Here is a 19,374-nt window from a genome sequence, read left to right as displayed (position 1 = left end):
GTTATACTCCCATCCGCATTATGTCCTGATAGGCGGACAGCAACTTGTTCCTGACCTGCAGCGTGGCCTCGAAGGCGACGCCGGCTTCCTGCCGGGCGAGCATGACCTGGGCGACATCGGTCACCTGGCCCTGTTCGTAGGCGGCGGTGATGTCGGAACTTCGCCGCTGGGCGGCGCTGACCTCGTCGACAGCGTTGCGCAGCGTGCCGGCAAAACTGCCGTCCTGCGGCTGCGCGGGAGATGCGGCAGCTCCCGTACCGCCCGGGCCGCCAGCTTGGCGCAGGTCGCGAAGAGCCTGTGTCTGATCGACGATCTGGCGCCGCAGCGCCATGACCTGCGCCACGCCCGGTGAGCCGCTGATCGTGCTCATCGTGCGATCCTCGCAGGCGCCAGACCGGCATCACGCAACGAGGCGAGGCGATAGCGCAGGGTGCGCTCCGAAATGCCCAGCACCCTTGCCGTCTCGCCGCGATGACCGTCGCAGGCGTCGAGCGTATCGATGATGGCCTGCGCCTCGGTATCGCGGACGATGGAGGAGAGGCGGCTGGCGGTGCCGCCGCGAGCAATGGCGGGCATCGCGGGTGTGGAGAACACGGGCGTCTCGGTGCTGACGCAGCGCGCCGCGGAATCGAAGATGATGTGCGATGCCTCGATACTTGCGCCGTTCCCCGCGAGCACGAGCGCGCGGCGCACCACGTTCTCCAGCTCGCGGATGTTGCCCGGCCAGGGGTGATATTCCAGCTTGGCGAGTGCCGCGCGGCTCGGCCAGGCGACGGGTACGCCGGCCGGGGTATGGCGCAGGATCATCGCGAAGACGATCGGGGCGATGTCTTCGGGCCGGTCGCGCAAGGCGGCAAGGCTGAGGGGAAAGACGTTGAGGCGGTAATACAGGTCGGCACGGAACCGGCCCTCGGCGACCTCGGTGGGAAGGTCGCGGTTCGCGCAGGCGATGACCCGCACGTCCACCTTCACCGGCATGGTGGCGCCCAGCGGCACGACCTCGCCTTCCTGCAAGGCGCGCAGCAGCTTGGCCTGGAGCCCCAGCGGCATCTCGGCGATCTCGTCGAGCAGCAGGGTGCCGCCGTCGGCCGCGCGGAAGAAGCCTTCGGCCGCCTCGCTCGCCCCGGTGAAGGCGCCCTTGCGGTGGCCGAACAGCAGCGCCTCCAGCATGGCTTCGGGCATCGCGGCACAGTTGACCGCCACGAAGCGGCCATCGCGGCGCGCGCTGCTGGCATGGACGAAGCGCGAGAGCACTTCCTTGCCGGTACCTGTCGGCCCGTCGATCAACAGCGGAATATCGCTCTGCGCCACGCGCTCGGCGAGCGCCATCAGCGCAAGGCTGCCGGGATCGGCGCAGATCGGCCCGGAGGACTGGCTGCAGGCGGCGATGGCGGCGATCACGGCGCGGTCGGTCGGGTCCGCATAGGTGATTGCGAAGCCGCGGGCTCCGGCCGGTACGATGGACGGTATCTCGCCGCGGCATAGCGTGATGACCAGGTCGTCACGGCGACGGGCAAGCGGCTCCTCCGCGTGATCGCAGAGGTGGACCGTTGCCGTTCCCGGCCCCGATCCCAGCGCCGTGGCCGCCAACCGGGCCAGCGGCGCATGTTTTTTTTCGGTATTCTCGCCCAGCCGAACCTGCATGAACCGTGCCCCTGTTAACCCTGTCTGCCCTTGAGCCGGCAATGCGGCCCAACGTTCTAAGCCGGGGTAATTTAAGGCCACGCACGACTACCTAGTCGCATGGCGGGACAGCCGCTTAAAATCCGCGTTCCCGGGCCGCTCTTTGCCCTGACAGCCACGGCGACGGGCCGCAGCTGCGACCACGAGAACGAGGATTTTCACATGGCCGTTATCAACACGAATATCTCCGCCCTGAAGGCCGCCAACGCCTCCAGCCAGGCCGATCGCATGATGGGTGTCGCGATGGAGCGCCTGTCGACCGGCAAGCGCATCAACGGCGCCAAGGACGATGCCGCCGGCCTCGCCATCGCCACCACCATGACCGCGCAGATCCGCGGCATGAACCAGGGCGTGCGCAACGCCAACGACGGCATCTCGCTCGCCCAGTCGGCGGAAGGCGCGCTGGACGAGGTGTCCAACATGCTGCAGCGCGTTCGCGAACTGTCGGTGCAGGCGGCCTCGGGCACCTATTCCGCCGGCGACCGCGACAACATGCAGACCGAGGTGGATTCGCTCACCGCGCAGATCGGTCAGGTGGTGACCAACACCGAATTCAACGGCGTGAAGCTGTTCGACGCCTCGACCGCCGCGGTGACGATTCAGGCCGGCGCGAACGGTGGTGACACGATCGACCTCAACATGGCCGATCTTTCGGGCCTTGCCGGTGCGGCCGGTGCGGCAGGGTCCTACGGCGTGGCCGGTGCCGATGGCACCACCGCCAACGCGACGATTGCGGCTGTCGATACCGAACTCGGCACCATCGCCACGGCGCGCGCCGGCCTGGGTGCGGCGCAGAACCGGCTCGAATCGGCGGTGAACAGCCTCAGCATCAACTCCACCAACCTGTCGGATGCGCGTTCGCGGATCGTCGATGCGGACTACGCGGCGGAAACGACCGCGCTCGCCAAGTCGCAGATCCTGAGCCAGGCTTCGACCGCGATGCTGGCGCAGGCCAACCAGAGCCAGCAGAACGTGCTCTCCCTGCTGCGCTAAGACTATTTTCGCAGTCCCTGGTAGACGAGACCCCGGCGGGCAACTGCCGGGGTCTTTTCGTATGCGTGCGAAAGGCGGCGTGCCTAGCCTTGTCTTGAGCTGGCACGGAGCCGGCCGGGCGAGCCGGGACGGAGGCTCGGACATGGGTGGCGCAATGGCATTGCTCTCGGAACCACGCTTCTGCCCTGGCCAAAGGTCCGTCGGCGATCCTGGATGCTGCAAGGCAAGCGGGTGAAGGGTCTTTGGGAAGCGCGACAACAGAGGTGACGAGGCTGGACCCGTCATCAAGCCTCATTTCCGCCGCAAGGGCAGTCGCCGCTCACGGGTCGCGCAGAAACGGAACGCTGGGCCACGGGCCAGCGGCGACAGTGCGGCAATCGACAGGGAAGCCGCGATCTGCGGGGTGCTTAGAAACAGGCGATGACCGGCCCCGGCGCGCCGCACGCCCACCGGAAGACGGCCGATTAGTCCAGCAGCAGAATGGAGATGCGCCGGTTGCGCGGGTCCGCGGGATCGTCGGCAATCAGCAACTCGCGGTCGGCCACGCCCTCGATCCTGGCGAAGCGGCCTTGCGCGATGCCGCTGCGCAGCAGCGACTGGCGCGTGGCTTCGGCACGACCGGCGGACAAGGACCAGTTGTTGGTCGCCACGCCCGGCCGCCATGGGAGCGCATCGGTGTGACCGCGCACGATGATAGGAGCAGGCAAGTCGGCGATCGAGGCGCCGATCGTGGCGAACAGCTCCTCCGCGCGCGGAACCAGCACCGTGGTGCCGAGCGCGAACATGGAGAAATCGGCATCGTCGACCATGTCTATGCGGACGCCCTCGGGTGTCGCAACGACCCGCACCTGCCTTACCAGTTCACGCAGCGCCGCGTCGGCGGCGAGGCGCTCCTCGATCTCCTTCTGCAATGCGCGTGCCCGGATGCCCGCCGGTTCCTGCGCCCCGCCGCCCTCGACCGGGCCGCCGCGGGAATCGCGCGGGATCGTCAGCGCCTGCGTGCCGGTCTGCCCGGCGGCATGGGGATAGGCATCCGCGTCTGTAATGGAACTGCCGCCCAGCAGGCCGTCGGCCCCCGCGCTCTCCTCTCGCAGCTTGACGAGCGTCGGGGTGAAATAGTCGGCAAGACCCTTGCGCTGCTCCTCGGTGGTCGCGCCCAGCAGCCACAGGAGCAGGAAAAAGGCCATCATCGCGGTGACGAAATCGGCGTAGGCGACCTTCCAGGCGCCGCCGTGATGACCATCGCCGGCCTGGACGATGACTTTCTTGACGATCAGCGGGCGCTGCGGTTCGGGCGCGAGATCATCGGGACCGCGCCGCTCGGGGCCGATATAGGCAACTTCGCCCGCCTGTGGGGCGGCGCTCGCCATCCTAGCGGCCCTTCAGCGTATCAAGCAGTTCGAGCAGCGGCGGGCGCAACGAATGCGGCAGCCCGGACCGCGCCGACTCCACCGCCAGCGCGTGGGGCCAACCGTGCAGCGAGGCGATGATGACCTGCTTGACGGAGTGGAAGATCTGTTGGTCGTGCGCGTTGATCTGCTTGAGCCGGCTCGCGAGCGGGCCCACGATGCCATATGCCAGCAGCACGCCCAGGAAGGTGCCGACCAGCGCGGAGCCGATCATGCCGCCCAGCACCGATGGCGGCTCATCGATGGAACCCATGGTCTTGACCACGCCCAGCACGGCGGCAACGATCCCCAGCGCGGGCAGCGCGTCGGCCAACTGCTGCAGCGCATGGGCGGGCTCGTCCATCTCGTGAAAATGGGAGCGGATGGCATTGTCCATCACTTCTTCCACCGCGTGCACCTCCAGCGTGCCGGAGGAGACCACCATCAGCATCAGCGTGTCGCAGATGAGGCCGCACAGCGCATGATCGGTCAGGATGCGGGGATACTCGGCGAAGATCGCCGATTCGCCGGGCTTCTCGACATGTTCTTCCAGCGCGACGGCACCCTCGGTTTTCAGCAGGCGCATCAGGCGTCCGGTAAGGGCGATCGCATCGACATGGTCCTTGCGCGAATAGCCCGGCCCCTTGAAGACCTTGACCAGTCCCTTGCCCAGCGCCTTCAGTTCGTGCTTCGAGTTTCCCGCTACAAGCGCACCGGCAGCTGCACCGCCGATGATCAGCATTTCATGCGGCACCGCGTGCATCACCGGGCCGAGCGCGCCGCCCGTCAGAGCGAAACCGCCGAAAACCATGACTAGGAGGATGATTATCCCGATGGCTGGAAGCATGGGGAAGGGTGCCTTTCGGGTCGAATTTAGATACGGTTGAACAGCGAGAGCTGCGAGAGCCTGGTGAAGCCCGCCTGGGTGGCCTCAAGCACATTCATGGTCTGCTGCAGCCGGGCGATGTTGGATGCGAAATCGACGCCGCCCAACCGATCTGCTTCAGCCGCACGCAATTCCGATCCGGCGAGTTGGCGGCCCTGCACCGTTTCTACCCAGGCCAGCCTGGCACCGATCACGGTCTGTCCGCGCGTCAGGACCTCGAGCGCATCGTCGAGTCCGGTCACGGCATCGCGCGAGAAAGCCGCGGGGTCGGCGACGGTCCCTTGCAAGGCGTCGGCCAGCGTCTTGACGAAGGCTAGCAGGTCGGTCGCCGCGCCGCCGGTGCTGAAGTCGAAAAGCTCGCTGCCGGTCACGCCGCGGCGCACGCTTTGCCCGCCGCCAAGCGCCAATTCGCCGCTCTCTGCGGTGCCGACGTAGATCGCGTTGCCAAGGGCATCGATGCTGTAGGCTGCGCCGCCCGTCTCACCACCGAAAAGAGCGTTGCCGGAACTGTCGCGACCATTGATGGCGGTCAGCAGGCCGAGGCGGATCTGCGATACCTCTTCGCCGATGCTGGCGCGCTGCTGCGGCGAGATGGTGCCGCTGCCCGCCCATTGTGCCAGCTCGCGCAGGCGAACGACATCGTCGATGATACCCGCGAGCGCGCTCCCCGCGAGCGACAGGTCGTCGTTGGCACGTGCTGCGCTGGCCTCGTCGATGGCGGCCAGGGCGGCCGTGCGGTCCAGCCGGCGCATGCGCGAGGCGGCAACGGGATCTTCCGAGGCACGCGCGAGACGCTCGCCCGTGGCAAGCTGGGTCTGCAGGTTTTCGGCACCGCGCCTGGCATCGGCCATCTGCGCGACGGATCGCTGGTAGAAAGCCAGAGACGAATTGCCGATGAAGCTCATCACCGCACTCCCAGAAGCGTGTCGAAAATGTCCGCCGCCACCTGGATGACACGGCCATTGGCCTGAAAGGCTTGCTGGAATCGCAGAAGGTTGGCCGCCTCGTTGTCGAGGTCGACCCCGGTCTCGGTCGCCAGCGCGATGCTAGCGGTATCGGCGATGGAGCGAAGGGCATCGCGGGTGATCTGCCTGCCGCCAATAGCACTGGACAGGCCAAAGAGCATGGTATCGGCAGCCTTGGCGGGACCATCGCCCGCCAGCGCCGCGATCAGGCTTTCGAGATTGCCGATGTCCCGGCTGAAGGCGGGGCTGCCCGCGGGCGCCGTGGCGATGTCGCTGCCCTGCGCCATGACGAGCGCGATGTCGCCCGCGCCGGTGCCGGAGAACATCGGGCCGCCCCGAGCGCCGGTCGGGGTCGCGCCGATTGCCTGCGCGCCGTTGACCTGAGCGATCAGCAGCGCCGCTACCCCGTCGAGTTCGGTCTTGACGACCGTGATCCGCTCGAGCGCCTGTGCCCGCCCCGCCAGCGCTCCCGCCAGCGGAAAGAAAGGCGTGCCGTCGAGTGCGAACGAGAGGGTGCCGTCGGCATCGACTGTCTGCGAGATAGCGGAGGCGCTGTCCCCTGCGACCATGACCGGGCCGCCCGCATCGACCAGTCGCACGGTGACGCGGCCCACGGCATCGAAAGTGGTACTGATGCCGATCTCGCCGGCCATCTGGGTCAGCAGCGCATCGCGGCGATCGAGCAGGGCGACCTTGCTGACAGAACCGTCCTGCGCGCGCGCCAGCCCGATGTTCACGCGTGCGAGTTCGCCCGCAAGCGTGTTGACCTGGGCCAATCCGTCGGCAGCGGCGAAGCGCATCTCGTCGCCGGAAATGGCAAGCCCGTGGTCGGCTATGCCGAAGGTCTGCACCATCGTGCGCGCGGCTTCCAGTGCATCGGCCCTGAGCGAGCTGTCTAGCGGATCGGAGCGAAGGCGCGACAGGCTCGCTTCGAAACGGGTGATGGCGGGATAGACCTCGGCCCCTTCCAGCACGCTCTCCACGTCGCGCAGGCCTTGTAGTTCGGCATCGGCGCGGGCGATGTCGCTGGATGTGCGGCGCACCTCGGTCTGCAGGAACAGCGACTGCGTCCGCTGCACCCGGTCCACCCGCACGCCGCTCAGGACCGCACTGCCGCCGGTGCCGATGCCGCCGGTGGCGGCGACCTCCGACACGGCGAGCGTGCGCCGCGCATAGGTGGGGTTGTCGGCGTTGGCGATGTTCTGCGCGGTCGTCTCCAGCGCCGCGCGCGCGGCATTAGCGCCGCTGCGTCCGATCAGGATAAGGTTGCCCGACACCGCGTCAACCCTCGTCCGTGCTGGAACTCGGGCCGGGCAGACGCGCGGCAAGATGCCGTTTGATCGAGGCGGCGAAGCCGAAGGCGCCCGTGCCCGAGACGATGTCGGCGACATACTCGTCGCGCATCGCGGTAAAGGTTTCCAACGCCTGCCCGCCGAACACGTCCTCGCCGCCGAAATCCGCCGCGCGGGCGGTCTCGAGGATCTTGCGGATGAAGATGGCCTCGAACCCTTCGGCCACCTTGCGCAAGTCGTCGTCGCCGCGCGGCTGGGTCGCGGCGGCGAGATTGCTCGTGGCGACGGAGGGAGAGGGTGCGACAACGCTCACAGGATCACCATTTCGGCCCGCAGGGCGCCCGCTTCCTTCAGTGCCTCAAGGATCACGACGAGGTCCGATGCGCCGACGCCGAGCAGGTTGAGCGCGTCGACCACCTGCGACAGGTCGGCCCCTCCGCCCACTAGCGTGACGCGCTGACCTTCCTCGGCCACGGAAACCTCGCTCGACTGCTCGGTCGCCGTGCGGCCGTTGCCGAAGGGACCGGGCTGCACGACCCTGGGCGCCTCGTCGATCCGAACCACCAGCCGCCCGTGGCTGATCGCCGCCGGAGCCAGGCGCACGGCGCTGTTGATGATGACGGTGCCGGTGCGGCTGTTGACGATGACCCGTGCCGGGCTTTCGGCCGGGGTCACCTCCAGCATCTCGATCTGCGCCAGCATTTCGGATCTGGCATCGGTGCCGTAGGGCAGCACCAGCGAAACGCTGACCGCGTCCACCACCCGGGCGCAGCCGGGGAAGTAGGAGTTGATCGTGTCGCGCACGCGCGTGGCGGTGAGGAAGTCGGCGGTGTGGAGGTTGAAGCGCAGCTCGCCCTCGCTGTCGAAGCCGGTGGCGACGGCCTGTTCGACCGTGGCGCCGTCGGCGATGCGGCCTACGGTAGGCACGTTCACTGTCAGTTGCGATCCGTCGCGCCCGCTCACGCCCAGGCCGCCGACGGCGAGATTGCCCTGCGCCATCGCGTAGATCTGTCCGTCCGCGCCGTAGAGCGGGCTCAGCACCAGTGTGCCGCCACGCAGCGAGGAGGCGCGGCCCATGGTGGATACGGTGATGTCGATGCTCTGACCGGGCTTGGCGAAGGCGGGCAGGTCGGCGGTGATGATGACCGCGGCTGCGTTCTTCACCCCTGGCTCGATACCCGGCGGGAGGTTGAGGCCGAGCCGCCCGGACACTCCGAGCATGGCCTGCGTGGCATATTCCAGATTGTCGTCGCCCGTGCCCTGCAGACCGACGACGATGCCGTAGCCGGTCAGCTGGTTCGTTCGCACGCCCTGAAAGGTGCCGAGATCGCGCACGCGCTCGGCATGGGCTGCGGCGGGGAGAAACGCGGCGAGCAGCGCCAGACATAAGGGGAGGAAAGTCCGCATCAATGTGTCCCGCATCAGAAGGGGCTGACCATGGCGAAGAAGCGCGACAGCCAGCCCGGCCGGCTGGCCTGCTGGATCGCGCCGTTGCCCGCATAATTGATCCGCGCATCGGCTACCCTGCTGGAGGGCAGGCGGTTGTCCGTATCGATATCGGCAAGCCGTACGATCCCCGAGAACTGCACCCACTCCATGCCCTGTCCGATCTCCGTCTGCTTCTCGCCCACCACGAGCGCGGTGCCGTTGGGGCGGACATCGGCGATGGTCACGGCCAATTCGCCGCGCAGCGAACTGCGCTGGCCGGCCTCACCCCGTCCCGAGAACGAGCTTCCCGACGAAATGTTAAGAGCGGCCGGGTCGAGGAAGTCGAGCGGACCGGCGCTTGGAGGGGTGATCGAGGCCGAGCCCGAACGATCGGTGCGGCCCGTCGTACTGCGTGAGGCGGAGACGTTCTCGACCAGCACGATCGTCAACAGGTCGCCGACGTGGCGGGCGCGGTTGCCCTCGATCAGCCCGGCATAGCCGCGCGCGTTCTGGTAGATGCCGCCGTTGGACGGGGCATAGGCGGGAGAGGGCGGAGGAAGCGCGGCGTGGAAACCTTCTGCCGGTCGATCGGTGGCGCATCCGCCAAGCGAGAGTGCTGCACCGCAGACGAAGGACAGAGGCAAGAGCCGGGTCATCGCGCGCCTCACAGCGTCTGGTTCGCGTTGCGCAGCATCTCGTCGACCGCGCTGATCATCTTGGAGTTGATCTCGTAGGCGCGCTGCGCCTCTATCATGCCGACCAGTTCCTCGACGACGTTGACGTTGCTCGCCTCCAGCATGCCCTGGCGGATGGAGCCGCGCCCCTCGGTGCCGGCCACGCCTAGTTCGGCCGGGCCGCTGGCGGCGGTTTCGAGCAGGAAGTTGTCGCCGCTCGCCTGCAGGCCCGCCGCGTTGGCGAAGCGGGCGACGGTCAGCTGGCCGATCTCGGCAGGCTCGCCTTCGCCGGCCAGCATGGCCGTGACGGTGCCGTCGGGCGCGACGGTGACACTGGTCGCCCCCTGCGGAACGGAGATGGCGGGCTGCACGGCGAAGCCCTGCGGCGTGACGAGCTGGCCTTGCGCGTCGAGGGTGAAATTGCCCGCGCGGGTATAGGCGAGCGTCCCGTCGGGCATCTGCACTTGGAAATAGCCATTGCCGTCCAGCGCGAGATCGAAGGCATTGCCGGTGGTGTCGAGCGTGCCCTGCGTGTCGATCCGGCTGGTGCCCTGAAGCGCCACGCCGGTGCCAAGGTTGAGGCCCACGGCATAGGCGGTGTCGCCGGTCGATCGCTGGCCCGCGACGCGCGCGTCCTGGTAGGCGAGCGTAGCGAAATTCGCGCGGTCACGCTTGAAGCCGGTGGTAGAGATGTTCGCCAGGTTGTTGGCGATGACGCGCATTCTGGCGTCCTGCGCCTCGAGCCCGGTGCGGGCGACGTGAAGGGCGGAAATGGGCATGGTTCGGGTTCCTTGTTGGATTCCGGAAGGGTCAGCCGCGCAGCGACATCAGGCGGCTTCCCGCCTGGTCGAGTTCGCTGACGGTGGAGAAGAGTTTCGAGCGCTGCTCGAAGCTGCGCTGCGCCTCGATCATCTCGACCAGGGTCTGCGCGGTATCGACGTTGGATTCCTCGAGGCTGCCGATGTCGGCGCGGGCGGTCTCGTCCACCGGCAGCACGCCGCCGCCCACGACCTCGAAGAAGCCGTCAAGGTTCTTGACGATCCGGCTGCCGGCCGGACTGACGAGGCGGATGCGCGCGATTTCCTCGGCCGGCTGGTCAGGAGTTGCCGGATCGGCCGCCATGACCCGACCGTCCTCGGCAACGGTCACCTGTGCGCCCAGCGGGACGGTGATCGGGCCGGCCGCGCCCATTACCGGGCGGCCATCGCCGTTCTCCAGCACTCCGGCTGCCCCGATGGCGAGGTCGCCGCGGCGCGAGTAGACCTCGCTGCCGTCCGCCGCCTGCAGGGCGATCAGGGCATCGCCGCGCAGGGCAAGGTCGAGATCGCGGCCCGTTGGCACCGCCCGCCCCGCCGCCAGGTTGGCCCCGCGCACCGAACCCTGCGCCATCGCCCGCGTCTCCAGCGAAGGGCCGCGCAAGGTCAGGGTGTTGACGCTGAAGGTCTCGGACCGGAAGCCGGTTGTGTGCGCGTTCGACAGGTTGCTGGCGATGGCCCGTTGCCGGTCCATCGCCGCGTTCATCGCGGTCAGCGCGGTGTAGATCATGCGGTCCACGCCGGTCAGCTCCGCAGGTTGATGATCGTCTGGGAGAGCTGGGTCGCGGTATCGATGGCCTTGGCGTTGGCCTGGAAGTATCGCTGCGCGGTGATCAGGCCGACCATCTCTTCGGCAAGGTCGACGTTGGAGCGTTCCAGAGCGCCCGAGAGCAGGTTGCCGTAGCGTCCGACGCCCGGCACGCCCATCGTCGGCGCGCCCGATCCTCCCGTGGCTTCCCACTTCGAATCGCCGGTCTGGCGCAGCGAGGTGGGCGCGATGAAGGTGGCCATGGCCACCCTACCAACGGCATTTATCGTGCCGTCGGCATAGGCCGCGTTGATGGTACCGTCGCTCTCGATGGTCACGCCGGCGAGTTCGGCTCCGCCAGCGTTGGTGGCGGGAATGAGCACATCGGCCGTCGCCCCGCCACTGGCGGGGTTTCCGGCCGCGTCGAGCCCGAACATCTGCAACCGGTTGCCGCCGCCGTCCTGCAGGTAGCCGCCTCCGTCGATCTCGAAGTTGCCATTGCGGGTGAACAGGGTGCGCCCGCTCTCCTCGTGACGGGTGGTGAAGAAGCCGTCGCCGGCGATGGCGAGATCGGTCGCGTTGCCGGTCTGGTCGATCGCGCCGAGGCCGAAGTTCTGGACGATCCCGCTGACCGTCGAGCCGATGCCCTTTATCTGCCGCGGATCGGTGTAGGAACCGCCCGCCACGAGGTCGGCGAAACGGGTGTCGCTTTTCTTGAAGCCGGTCGTCTCGGCGTTGGCGATGTTGTGGGCGATGGTGCCGAGGTCGGTCTGCGCGTTCTTCAGGCCGTTGAGGGAAGTGTAGAAAGACATGGCGGTATTTCCTTCGTGAAGGGCGGGATCAGGGGGCGGGCGTCGCGGACCCGGCTGCGGCCTGCTGCTGTTGCAGCTGGATCAGCGTGTCGAGCCGGCTGGCGATGCTGGCGAGCGCGGCGTTCGTCTCGGTCGTGCCGGCAAGTCCGGAAAACTGAGCCATCTGCGCCAGCATTTCCTTGTTATCGACGGGATCGAATGGGTCCTGCTGCTTGAGTTGTTCCACCATCAGGCGGAGGAAATCGCCCTGGCCCATCGCGCCTAGGCCGCCCTTGGAGGGTGCCGCGGGCAAGGCAGTGGCTGAGGCCGTGTTCGCAATGGTCGTCATTTGATCCTCATCGTATCGAGCATGAGCTGCTTGGCGGTCTGCATGGCCTCGACCAGGTTCTGGTACTGGCGGCTGCTTTCCATGATCTCGACCATCTCGGCCGTCTCATCGACGCTCGAATCCCAGACGTCGCCGTTCTCGTCGGCCAGCGGATGGCCCGGATCGTGCCGGCGCACCGGCGCCGCGTCGGAGCGCATGACGGCGGCAACGCGGACGGTGGAGGTTCCGCTGGCGCGGTCGACCTCCTCGCTGAAGACGGCGCGGATCGGGCGGTAGGCATCCTCCTCGCGCCCGGCGACGGCGCCGGCGTTTGCGAGGTTTGAGGCGGCCGCGTTCATGCGCACGAGCTGGGCGGACATGCCGCGCTGGACCTGGGCGAAGATGCTCATCGAACCAGGCATGTCATTCGCCCCGGATCGCGCGGGTCACGGTCTCGACCCGGCCCTGAAGGAACGACAGCGTCGCGGTGTAGGCGACGGCATTTTCGGCAAAAGCCATCTGCTCGTTGGCCAGTTCCACGGTGTTGCCGTCGAGCGAGGGCATGACGGGCACGCGGTATCGCACCGCGCCATCCGCCGCCGATCCCGCATCGCTGCCCGTCATCCGGGCGCGCAGGGCCGCATCGAAATCGATGTCGCGCGCCTTGTAGCCGGGGGTGGCGGCATTGGCGATGTTCGCGGTCAGCATGGCCATGCGCTGCGAGCGCAGTTCCAGCGCCGCCCCGTGTATGCCGAACAATCCTTCGCTCATGTGCGGTCTCGCTTGTTGCGCGCAGCAGTGTTTTGCCGCGCGTGGTGGTGCCGCTTCAGCAAGCAGCGTGCCAAATGGCGCAGGCAAGGCGAAAGGCGGGGTCGCGGCACACCGGGGGCGGCAAGCGATTGCCGGTTGCGGCAAAGTTGCGCCGATCCGCTTAAGGGCTTGCGGGCGGGGTCGTTCTCGGGGTTCGAAGAGGACCCTTTTGCCATGGACGCATTCACGTTTTCCGCGCTGCTGGACCCTGCCAGCCTCGCCGTCGTGCTGGGGGGCACGCTGCTCGCCACCCTGCTGCGCTGCGGGCGCACCGGCTGGCAGGCCGCGGCAGGTGCCGCCACGCAACTGCTGCGCCCGCGCTTCACCTACGAACATGCCCGCGCCAAGGTAGCAGCCCAGGTCGATGAGATACGCAGCGACGGCGTGCTGCGCGCGCACCCCGTGACGAGCGAGGATGCCGAGATCGACGAAGCGACAGCCGCGCTCATTAAGCACCGTTCCATCGCCGCGCTGGAAGCCACGCACCAGCGCCACGCGCAGATGCGCCGCCGCCGCCGGCAGGTGGCCGAGGAAACGCTGGCGCAGGCCGGCGATCTGGCGCCGGTGTTCGGACTTGCCGGGACGCTGCTCGCGCTCAGCCAGCTGCCGGCGGACGGGCTGGCCTCGGGCGACATGGCAGCGACTGTGGCGAGCGCGGTGCTTACGACGCTTTATGGGCTCCTGTGCGCGCATTTTGTGTTTTACCCTCTAGCCCGTCTGATCGAACGCCGCGCCGAACAGGAGGAGGAAGAGCGCCAGCACCTCTTCGACTGGCTTTCGCAACAGATTGCGGGCGTCGTGCCCGACGGGCCTGCCGTGTTGGCCGGAGCCGCCGCGTGACCTTGCGTGCCGGTCACGGTTGGCAGGTAATCCTGGCCGACCTGTCTCTCATTCTCTTCATCGTCATCGCCTCCGCATTCGCCACGGGAGACGATAGCGGTGCGAATCCTCCTCACGAGCTCTTCGCAGAGGCAACCGACGTCTGGACGCCCGCATCGGGGAAGAGCTTGGCTGGTTGGCTCGCCGCGCGCGCCGGCGACCCGCGTGAAACGGTAACGATCACCGCGCGGTACGAGGGTGACGATCCGGATTCCGCCGCGCAGCGCGCGCTTGCGTTGCTGGACCAGGCGCGCGCGGCGGGATTCCTGCCGCGAACCGTTGTCGAGCAGGGGGCGACGGACGAGCTTTTCGCCAGCGTTTCATTCACCAAAGGTGGAGGGATGGCACAGGCCTTGCAGGGCCCGACGGTCACACCCGATCTCACCTGTCAGGGAAACGCCGATGCCCCCTTGCCCTAAGACCCTCCTGCCGGCCGCGCTCGCTGCCGGACTTTTCCTGCTCGCTCCTTCCCCCGCAATGGCGCAGGCACAGTTCGCCGATCCGGCGGATATCGATCTTGCGGTCGCCCAGTTCACGGGCCTCCCCATCGGTGCCGAGGGCGGGGCGCGGCAGCTGACCGACCGCCGCCTGCGTCTCGCCCGATGCAACACGCCGCTGGCACTGTCGTGGCACGGATCGGCGCGCGCCAACGTGGTGGTCGAGTGCCCCGACCGCGGCGGCTGGCGCATCTTCGTGCCTGTGCGCGAGGCGCAGCGGGAGCAGGTCGCGAGCGAAGCGCCACTGGTCTCGCGAGGCGACAGCGTCTCCGTGGCGGTGGCCGGCCCCGGCTTTACCGTGAGCCAGGTTGGCGAGGCGATGGATTCGGGTGCGGCGGGCGAATGGGTGCGCGTGCGCATCGCCGGCCGCCGCGACGTTCTGCGCGCCCGTGTGGAGCGGCCCGGCGTGGTCGTGCTGCCGCTTTCCTGAGTTTCTCGCCGCTTGCTCTTAAAACTCTCGCGGCGCGGTCGTTCTGGTGTCCGAGACGTGAAAGGAGCGAGCCAGTGTCGTCGGAAATCAGCCCAGTTTCGGGATCGCGTCCCGCCGTGGGTGCCCGTGCCGAGGGGCGTGCGAACGCCCTTGCCGGAGCAGTCGGGAAAGCTCCCGCCCGCATCGATGGCGGCGTCGAGGTCGAGACCGGGCAGGGCGCGCGCGCCGATGCGGCACCCATCGATGCCGAGCGCGTCGGCGAAATCCGCAATGCGCTGCGCGACGGCACCTATCCTATCCTTCCTGCGCGCATTGCCGATGCGATGATCGCCGCGCGCCTCATGCTGAGTTCCCCCGAATGACGACCGCCCCCATGCTGAAGGACCAGTTGCGGCAAATGCTTGCCGTGCTTGAAGACGAGCGGCAGGCGCTTGCCGGGCTGGACATCGATGCGCTCACGTTGATGGGGAAGGGCAAGCATACGCTTTGCGCTGCCCTGGAGGCGCAGGACGCGCAGTCGATCGACGAGGAATGCCGGGCGCTGCTCCTGTCGGCGCGGCACGCCAACGAGGTTAACCGCCGTATCCGCAACCTGGTCTCGGCCAACGTCGCGGCGCGGCTGGACGCACTCACCCAGCGCGCGGGCACCTACAACGCCCGGCCGCGCCCGGTGCTGATGCAGGGATAGGTCTTTCTGGCACGGCTCTTGCTGAACGCCGCTCGAAAGCAATTTCAAAAAGGCGTTCGGCACAGTGGGATCACAAGTTATGGCAGCGGGGGGACATCCCTCCCTTCGCGCGCCCGCCCCGCCGCGGGGCGAAGTGGCCGGCGCCATCGCCCGCGCGGCAGAGGCGACCGGGGCCGATTTCGATTACCTGCTGGCGCAGGCGCGGCTGGAATCGGCGCTCGATCCCGCCGCGCGAGCCCGTACCTCCTCGGCGGAAGGGCTCTACCAGTTCATCGACAGCACCTGGCTCTCGACCCTCGATCGTCACGGCGAACGTCTCGGCTATGCCGGGGTTGCCGGGGCGATCGAGACCCGTGGCGGGCGCAGCGCTGTCAGCGATCCGGCGAATGCCGCCGCCATCATGGCGCTGAAGTTCGATCCCCACGCCTCGGCCATGATGGCCGGAGCCCTGGCGCAGGACAACCGCGCTCAGCTGATGAACGTGCTCGGGCGCGAGCCGGACGCGACGGAGCTTTACATGGCGCATTTCCTCGGCGCGGCGGGGGCGGGGCGCTTCCTGACCGCGCTGGCGCAGGACCCCACCGCTGCGGCTGCGGCGCTCATGCCGCAGGCGGCCTCAGCAAACCGCAGCATCTTCTACGGCCCCGGTGGCGCGTCGAGGTCGCTGGGCGAGGTCATGGGCTTGATGCGCGGCAGGATGCAGACCGCGATGGCGGCGGGCGGGGCCCTTCCTTCGTCATTCGATTCCTCACCCTCCGCCCGCTTCGCCAGCGCCGCCCGCGATTGGGCTTCGCCCGCCGGCATGACCGGCACGGGCGGTGCCCGATTGGGTGTCGGCGCGGTGGCGGGCGCGCAGGGCGCACCGCCGCAACAGCGCCCGTCGATGGCCGATCTCCTCCATGCCAGCTTTGCCACCGGCGACCGGCCCATGCCCGCGCATGTGCGCGGCGCCTATGACCGGCTCAAGGCGATGAACCTGTGACCGCGCTCGCCACTTCGCAGGCGCGCGCAAGGCAGGGCATCTCCCCGGCCACGCTGGCGTTGCCCACCGGGATCCTGGCGCTGATCGTGCTGATGGTCCTGCCGATCCCCACCATGATGCTGGACGCTTTCTTCGTCCTCAACATCGCGCTTTCGGTGGCGATCCTGATGGCGGCGATGAACGCCGCGCGCCCGCTGGACTTCTCCTCGTTCCCCTCCGTCCTGCTGTTCGCCACCCTGTTCCGCCTGGCACTGAACGTGGCCTCCACGCGCATCGTACTGGTCAACGGGCATCAGGGCGAGGCGGCAGCCGGTCAGATCATCGAGAGCTTCGGCGCGTTCCTCGTCGGCGGCGACTTTGCCGTCGGCCTGTTCGTCTTCATCATCCTGCTGATCATCAACATGGTCGTCATCACCAAGGGCGCGGGCCGCGTGTCCGAGGTATCGGCGCGCTTCACGCTGGATGCCCTGCCCGGCAAGCAGATGGCCATCGATGCCGATATCGCCGCAGGGCTTATGACTTCGGAAGAGGCCCGCGCGCGCCGCGCCGAGGTGTCGACCGAGGCGGATTTTTACGGCGCGATGGACGGTGCCAGCAAGTTCGTGAAGGGCGATGCCATTGCCGCCCTGCTGATCCTGGTGATCAACATCATTGCCGGCTTCTGCCTCGGCATGATCAGTCATGGCCTGACCGCGTCGGAGGCGGCGGAGCGTTATGTGACGCTGGCCGTGGGCGACGCGCTAGTGGCGCAGGTGCCCGCTCTGCTGCTCTCCATCGCCGCCGCGGTGATCGTCACCCGGGTGAGCGACAAGGACGATCTGGCGGGCCATATCGGCGGCCAGTTCTGCAATCCGCAATCGTGGCTGCCGGTGGCCGTCGTGCTGTTCGCCATCGGGCTGATCCCGGCCATGCCGCAATCGGTGTTCCTGCCGGCAGCGGCCATCGCTTTCTGGCTGTACCGCAAGCTGAAGGCACAGGCGGAGCGTCCAGCCCCGGCAGAGCCTGTCGCGCCCGCCGCCAACCCCGACGCCATCGCCATCGAGGATGTGTCCGACCACACGCTGGTGACGCTGGAGCTTGGCTACGGACTCGTCCACCTGGTCGACAAGACACAGGACAGCGCGCTGGTCGCCCGCATTACGGGCGTTCGCAAGCAACTCAGCCAGACCTTCGGCTTCATCGTGCCGCAGTTCCGCATTCGCGACAGTCTCGATCTGCCGGCAGGCAACTATCGCATTGTGCTGGGCGGCGCGATGCTGGGGGGAGGGGCGATCCGCGCCGACCGGATGCTGGCGATCGACACGGGCGAGGTGCGCGCGGACCATGCCATGCAGGGCATCCCCACCAGCGACCCCAGCTTCGGGTGTCCGGCACTTTGGATCCCTGCATCCGAGCGCGACAATGCCGTGGCCGAAGGCTTCCTCGTCGTCGATCCGGGCACCGTCATCGCCACCCATCTCAGCAAGCTGCTCGAGGGACGGCCCGAGCGCCTGTTCGGCCCGGACGAGGCGCGAGCGCTGCTCGAAGGGGTCAAGGAACGCTCGCCCGGGCTCGTGGAGGCGGTCACGCCCGATCCCCTGCCGCTTGCCGCGCTGACCCGCATCCTGCGCGCGCTGCTGGCCGACGGCATCACGCTCGCCCACCCCATGCCGATCCTCGCCAGCCTGTCGACCGGATTGCAGGAGACCAAGGATTTCGACCGCCTGATCGACCACGTCCGCGCCGACATGGGGGCCTGGCTGATCGGCCAGATCTGCGGGCCCGAAGCGACCTTGCCGGTGGTGACGCTCGACGGGAATCTCGAAAGCGCCATCCTGGGCGGCCTGCGTGATCCGGCGAGCGGGGACCTGCTGATCGAGCCCGAATGCGCCCGCATGATCGGCGAGAGCATCGCCGCGCTGGCACAGGAGCGCGGCACGTCGGGCGCGGGCGGCATCGCGCTGGTCGTGCAGCCGCCTACGCGCCGCGCGCTGGCGCGCCTGCTGCGCAGCCGGGTGCCCGACTGCCTCGTCATCTCGCTGGCGGAACTGCCGCCCAGCCAGCCGATCGACGTGCTGAGCGTCGTCGGCGGCGCGGGTGATGCGCTGGCCAATGCCGCCACCGCGGCGGAACCGGTGGCCGCATGAAGCAGGATCACGCCCGCTTCCAGGCCGCGCAGGCCTATGCCGCCCCCGACGTCGTCGAACGGCGGGTCCGCGCCTTCATTCCGCTGGTGCGCAAACTCGCCTGGCATATCCATGGCGGCGGACGGCCGGGCATAGAGGTGGACGACCTGATGCAGGCGGGTCTGCTCGCGCTCACCGAATGCGCGCGCCGGCATTCCGGAACCGGAGAGGACGGTTTCGCGGCCTATGCCAAGATGCGCGTGCGCGGAGCGATGTACGATCTGCTGCGCAAGACCATTCCCGATGGCCGGGTCACGGCCCGCAAGAGAGCGCTGGTCGGCGAGGTACGGCGGCAGTTCATCGCGCGCACGGGACACGCACCTTCCATGGCGGAACTGGCCGAGGCCACCGGCATGAGTGCCCGGGACCTGCTCGAAGCGGACATTCCCGCCACGCGCATCGAGTCCCTCGATGCGAGCTACGCGGACGCCGATCCCGCGTTCGCCGACGAGGCGCCCGATGCCTTCGAGGTGTTGAGCGCCATCGAGGAATCCGACAGGCTGGCAGAGATGATCGCTGTTTTGCCGGACCGTCTCAAGCTGACGCTGCAGCTTTATTTCGTAGAGGAACTTAACCTGTCGGAGATTGCCGAGATCCTCGAAGTCAGCATCCCGCGCGTCCATCAGTTGAAGGCGAAGGCGCTGGCATTGTTACGTGATGCTTGTTCCGGGCACCGGGATGACGTTCTAGAATGTTAGTTCTCGGCTAAGCGGGCTCAGCATGGAAGGTCGCGAGACCTGCCTTTACGCGGCGTTTTCATAGTGAAATAGCGGGGTAAGGGTTGGGGTATAGGGACGATTGATTCGCATAAATGCGCTGTTTTAGTAGTGAGTAATTTTTTCAGTTCGAATCCCACCCTCTCCGCCATCGATTTCAACCGTATCGCGTTGGGGCCTTGGGGGTACCACGCTAGAGCGTTGCTGCGCTCCTCC

General features: G+C 67.9%; 24 protein-coding genes. 9 read left to right on the top strand and 15 right to left on the bottom strand.

What is annotated here, in order from left to right; genetic code table 11:
* Position 1 precedes the first annotated feature (1 nt).
* On the bottom strand, positions 2 to 370 hold the full coding sequence (gene fliE, locus AAW00_RS13955; RefSeq protein WP_047005065.1) for a flagellar hook-basal body complex protein FliE: 369 nt from the start codon (positions 368 to 370) through the stop codon (positions 2 to 4).
* Positions 367 to 1,644, bottom strand: coding sequence for a sigma-54 interaction domain-containing protein (locus AAW00_RS13950; RefSeq protein ID WP_082125113.1), 1,278 nt, complete (start codon positions 1,642 to 1,644; stop codon positions 367 to 369). The genes fliE and AAW00_RS13950 overlap by 4 nt, the downstream gene beginning before the upstream one ends.
* Before the next feature lie 201 nt (positions 1,645 to 1,845).
* On the opposite strand from AAW00_RS13950, the gene AAW00_RS13945 reads away from it, so the two are divergent.
* On the top strand, positions 1,846 to 2,676 hold the full coding sequence (locus AAW00_RS13945; RefSeq protein ID WP_047005102.1) for a flagellin N-terminal helical domain-containing protein: 831 nt from the start codon (positions 1,846 to 1,848) through the stop codon (positions 2,674 to 2,676).
* A gap of 464 nt (positions 2,677 to 3,140) precedes the next feature.
* Here AAW00_RS13945 and AAW00_RS13940 read toward each other — a convergent pair whose 3' ends face one another.
* Genes AAW00_RS13940 through flgB form a run of 13 tightly spaced genes read right to left on the bottom strand, consistent with a single transcriptional unit; the run spans position 3,141 to position 12,762 of the window.
* On the bottom strand, positions 3,141 to 4,046 hold the full coding sequence (locus AAW00_RS13940) for a flagellar motor protein MotB (RefSeq protein WP_082125112.1): 906 nt from the start codon (positions 4,044 to 4,046) through the stop codon (positions 3,141 to 3,143).
* 1 nt (position 4,047) lies between these two features.
* On the bottom strand, positions 4,048 to 4,911 hold the full coding sequence (gene motA / locus AAW00_RS13935) for a flagellar motor stator protein MotA (protein ID WP_047005064.1): 864 nt from the start codon (positions 4,909 to 4,911) through the stop codon (positions 4,048 to 4,050).
* 26 nt (positions 4,912 to 4,937) lie between these two features.
* A complete protein-coding gene (locus AAW00_RS13930) occupies positions 4,938 to 5,855 on the bottom strand; it encodes a flagellin N-terminal helical domain-containing protein (protein WP_047005063.1) in 918 nt (305 codons plus the stop codon).
* Positions 5,855 to 7,192 carry a flagellar hook-associated protein FlgK gene (gene flgK / locus AAW00_RS13925; RefSeq protein WP_047005062.1) on the bottom strand — a complete coding sequence of 446 codons (1,338 nt, stop codon included), beginning with the start codon at positions 7,190 to 7,192 and terminating at the stop codon, positions 5,855 to 5,857. Before flgK ends, AAW00_RS13930 begins: the two co-directional genes overlap by 1 nt.
* Positions 7,193 to 7,196: 4 nt before the next feature.
* Positions 7,197 to 7,520 (bottom strand): hypothetical protein, encoded by a 324-nt coding sequence (locus tag AAW00_RS13920; RefSeq protein WP_047005061.1) that lies wholly within the window; start codon positions 7,518 to 7,520, stop codon positions 7,197 to 7,199.
* Positions 7,517 to 8,614 carry a flagellar basal body P-ring protein FlgI gene (locus AAW00_RS13915; protein ID WP_082125110.1) on the bottom strand — a complete coding sequence of 366 codons (1,098 nt, stop codon included), beginning with the start codon at positions 8,612 to 8,614 and terminating at the stop codon, positions 7,517 to 7,519. The genes AAW00_RS13920 and AAW00_RS13915 overlap by 4 nt, the downstream gene beginning before the upstream one ends.
* A 14-nt stretch (positions 8,615 to 8,628) precedes the next feature.
* On the bottom strand, positions 8,629 to 9,291 hold the full coding sequence (locus tag AAW00_RS13910; protein ID WP_047005059.1) for a flagellar basal body L-ring protein FlgH: 663 nt from the start codon (positions 9,289 to 9,291) through the stop codon (positions 8,629 to 8,631).
* Positions 9,292 to 9,299: 8 nt separating this feature from the next.
* Positions 9,300 to 10,088, bottom strand: a complete 789-nt coding sequence (gene flgG / locus AAW00_RS13905; RefSeq protein ID WP_047005058.1) for a flagellar basal-body rod protein FlgG — start codon at positions 10,086 to 10,088, stop codon at positions 9,300 to 9,302.
* A 31-nt stretch (positions 10,089 to 10,119) separates the two neighbouring features.
* Positions 10,120 to 10,854 carry a flagellar basal body rod protein FlgF gene (locus AAW00_RS13900; RefSeq protein WP_338151463.1) on the bottom strand — a complete coding sequence of 245 codons (735 nt, stop codon included), beginning with the start codon at positions 10,852 to 10,854 and terminating at the stop codon, positions 10,120 to 10,122.
* Between the two features lie 14 nt (positions 10,855 to 10,868).
* Positions 10,869 to 11,684: a flagellar hook-basal body protein gene (locus AAW00_RS13895; protein WP_047005056.1), complete on the bottom strand. Its 816-nt coding sequence runs from the start codon at positions 11,682 to 11,684 to the stop codon at positions 10,869 to 10,871.
* A 28-nt stretch (positions 11,685 to 11,712) separates the two neighbouring features.
* Positions 11,713 to 12,012, bottom strand: coding sequence for a flagellar hook assembly protein FlgD (locus AAW00_RS13890; protein ID WP_047005055.1), 300 nt, complete (start codon positions 12,010 to 12,012; stop codon positions 11,713 to 11,715).
* A complete protein-coding gene (gene flgC, locus AAW00_RS13885; protein ID WP_241461751.1) occupies positions 12,009 to 12,401 on the bottom strand; it encodes a flagellar basal body rod protein FlgC in 393 nt (130 codons plus the stop codon). The genes AAW00_RS13890 and flgC overlap by 4 nt, the downstream gene beginning before the upstream one ends.
* A 13-nt stretch (positions 12,402 to 12,414) precedes the next feature.
* Entirely contained in the window at positions 12,415 to 12,762 is a 348-nt protein-coding gene (flgB, locus tag AAW00_RS13880; protein ID WP_047005053.1) for a flagellar basal body rod protein FlgB, read from the bottom strand.
* Positions 12,763 to 12,975: 213 nt separating this feature from the next.
* Between flgB and AAW00_RS13875 the strand changes: the two genes are divergently transcribed.
* From AAW00_RS13875 to AAW00_RS13840, 8 genes are all read left to right on the top strand, one after another.
* Positions 12,976 to 13,641 (top strand): MotA/TolQ/ExbB proton channel family protein, encoded by a 666-nt coding sequence (locus AAW00_RS13875; RefSeq protein WP_047005052.1) that lies wholly within the window; start codon positions 12,976 to 12,978, stop codon positions 13,639 to 13,641.
* Positions 13,638 to 14,099 (top strand): hypothetical protein, encoded by a 462-nt coding sequence (locus AAW00_RS13870; RefSeq protein WP_047005051.1) that lies wholly within the window; start codon positions 13,638 to 13,640, stop codon positions 14,097 to 14,099. Before AAW00_RS13875 ends, AAW00_RS13870 begins: the two co-directional genes overlap by 4 nt.
* 58 nt (positions 14,100 to 14,157) lie before the next feature.
* Entirely contained in the window at positions 14,158 to 14,607 is a 450-nt protein-coding gene (locus AAW00_RS13865; protein ID WP_047005050.1) for a flagella basal body P-ring formation protein FlgA, read from the top strand.
* A 116-nt stretch (positions 14,608 to 14,723) separates the two neighbouring features.
* Positions 14,724 to 14,969: a flagellar biosynthesis anti-sigma factor FlgM gene (locus tag AAW00_RS15205; protein WP_052761981.1), complete on the top strand. Its 246-nt coding sequence runs from the start codon at positions 14,724 to 14,726 to the stop codon at positions 14,967 to 14,969.
* Positions 14,966 to 15,295: a hypothetical protein gene (locus AAW00_RS13855; RefSeq protein WP_047005049.1), complete on the top strand. Its 330-nt coding sequence runs from the start codon at positions 14,966 to 14,968 to the stop codon at positions 15,293 to 15,295. The genes AAW00_RS15205 and AAW00_RS13855 overlap by 4 nt, the downstream gene beginning before the upstream one ends.
* Positions 15,296 to 15,374: 79 nt before the next feature.
* Positions 15,375 to 16,277 carry a lytic transglycosylase domain-containing protein gene (locus AAW00_RS13850; RefSeq protein ID WP_241461750.1) on the top strand — a complete coding sequence of 301 codons (903 nt, stop codon included), beginning with the start codon at positions 15,375 to 15,377 and terminating at the stop codon, positions 16,275 to 16,277.
* A gap of 92 nt (positions 16,278 to 16,369) precedes the next feature.
* Entirely contained in the window at positions 16,370 to 18,403 is a 2,034-nt protein-coding gene (locus tag AAW00_RS13845; protein WP_052761986.1) for a flagellar biosynthesis protein FlhA, read from the top strand.
* Entirely contained in the window at positions 18,400 to 19,140 is a 741-nt protein-coding gene (locus AAW00_RS13840) for a sigma-70 family RNA polymerase sigma factor (RefSeq protein ID WP_047005047.1), read from the top strand. Before AAW00_RS13845 ends, AAW00_RS13840 begins: the two co-directional genes overlap by 4 nt.
* Positions 19,141 to 19,374: the final 234 nt, after the last annotated feature.

Origin of the sequence: Aurantiacibacter luteus (assembly GCF_001010945.1) — a bacterium.
Classification (GTDB): domain Bacteria; phylum Pseudomonadota; class Alphaproteobacteria; order Sphingomonadales; family Sphingomonadaceae; genus Alteraurantiacibacter; species Alteraurantiacibacter luteus.
The sequence above is the reverse complement of the archived record's forward strand: the minus strand, read 5'-3'. Positions and strand labels throughout refer to the sequence as shown.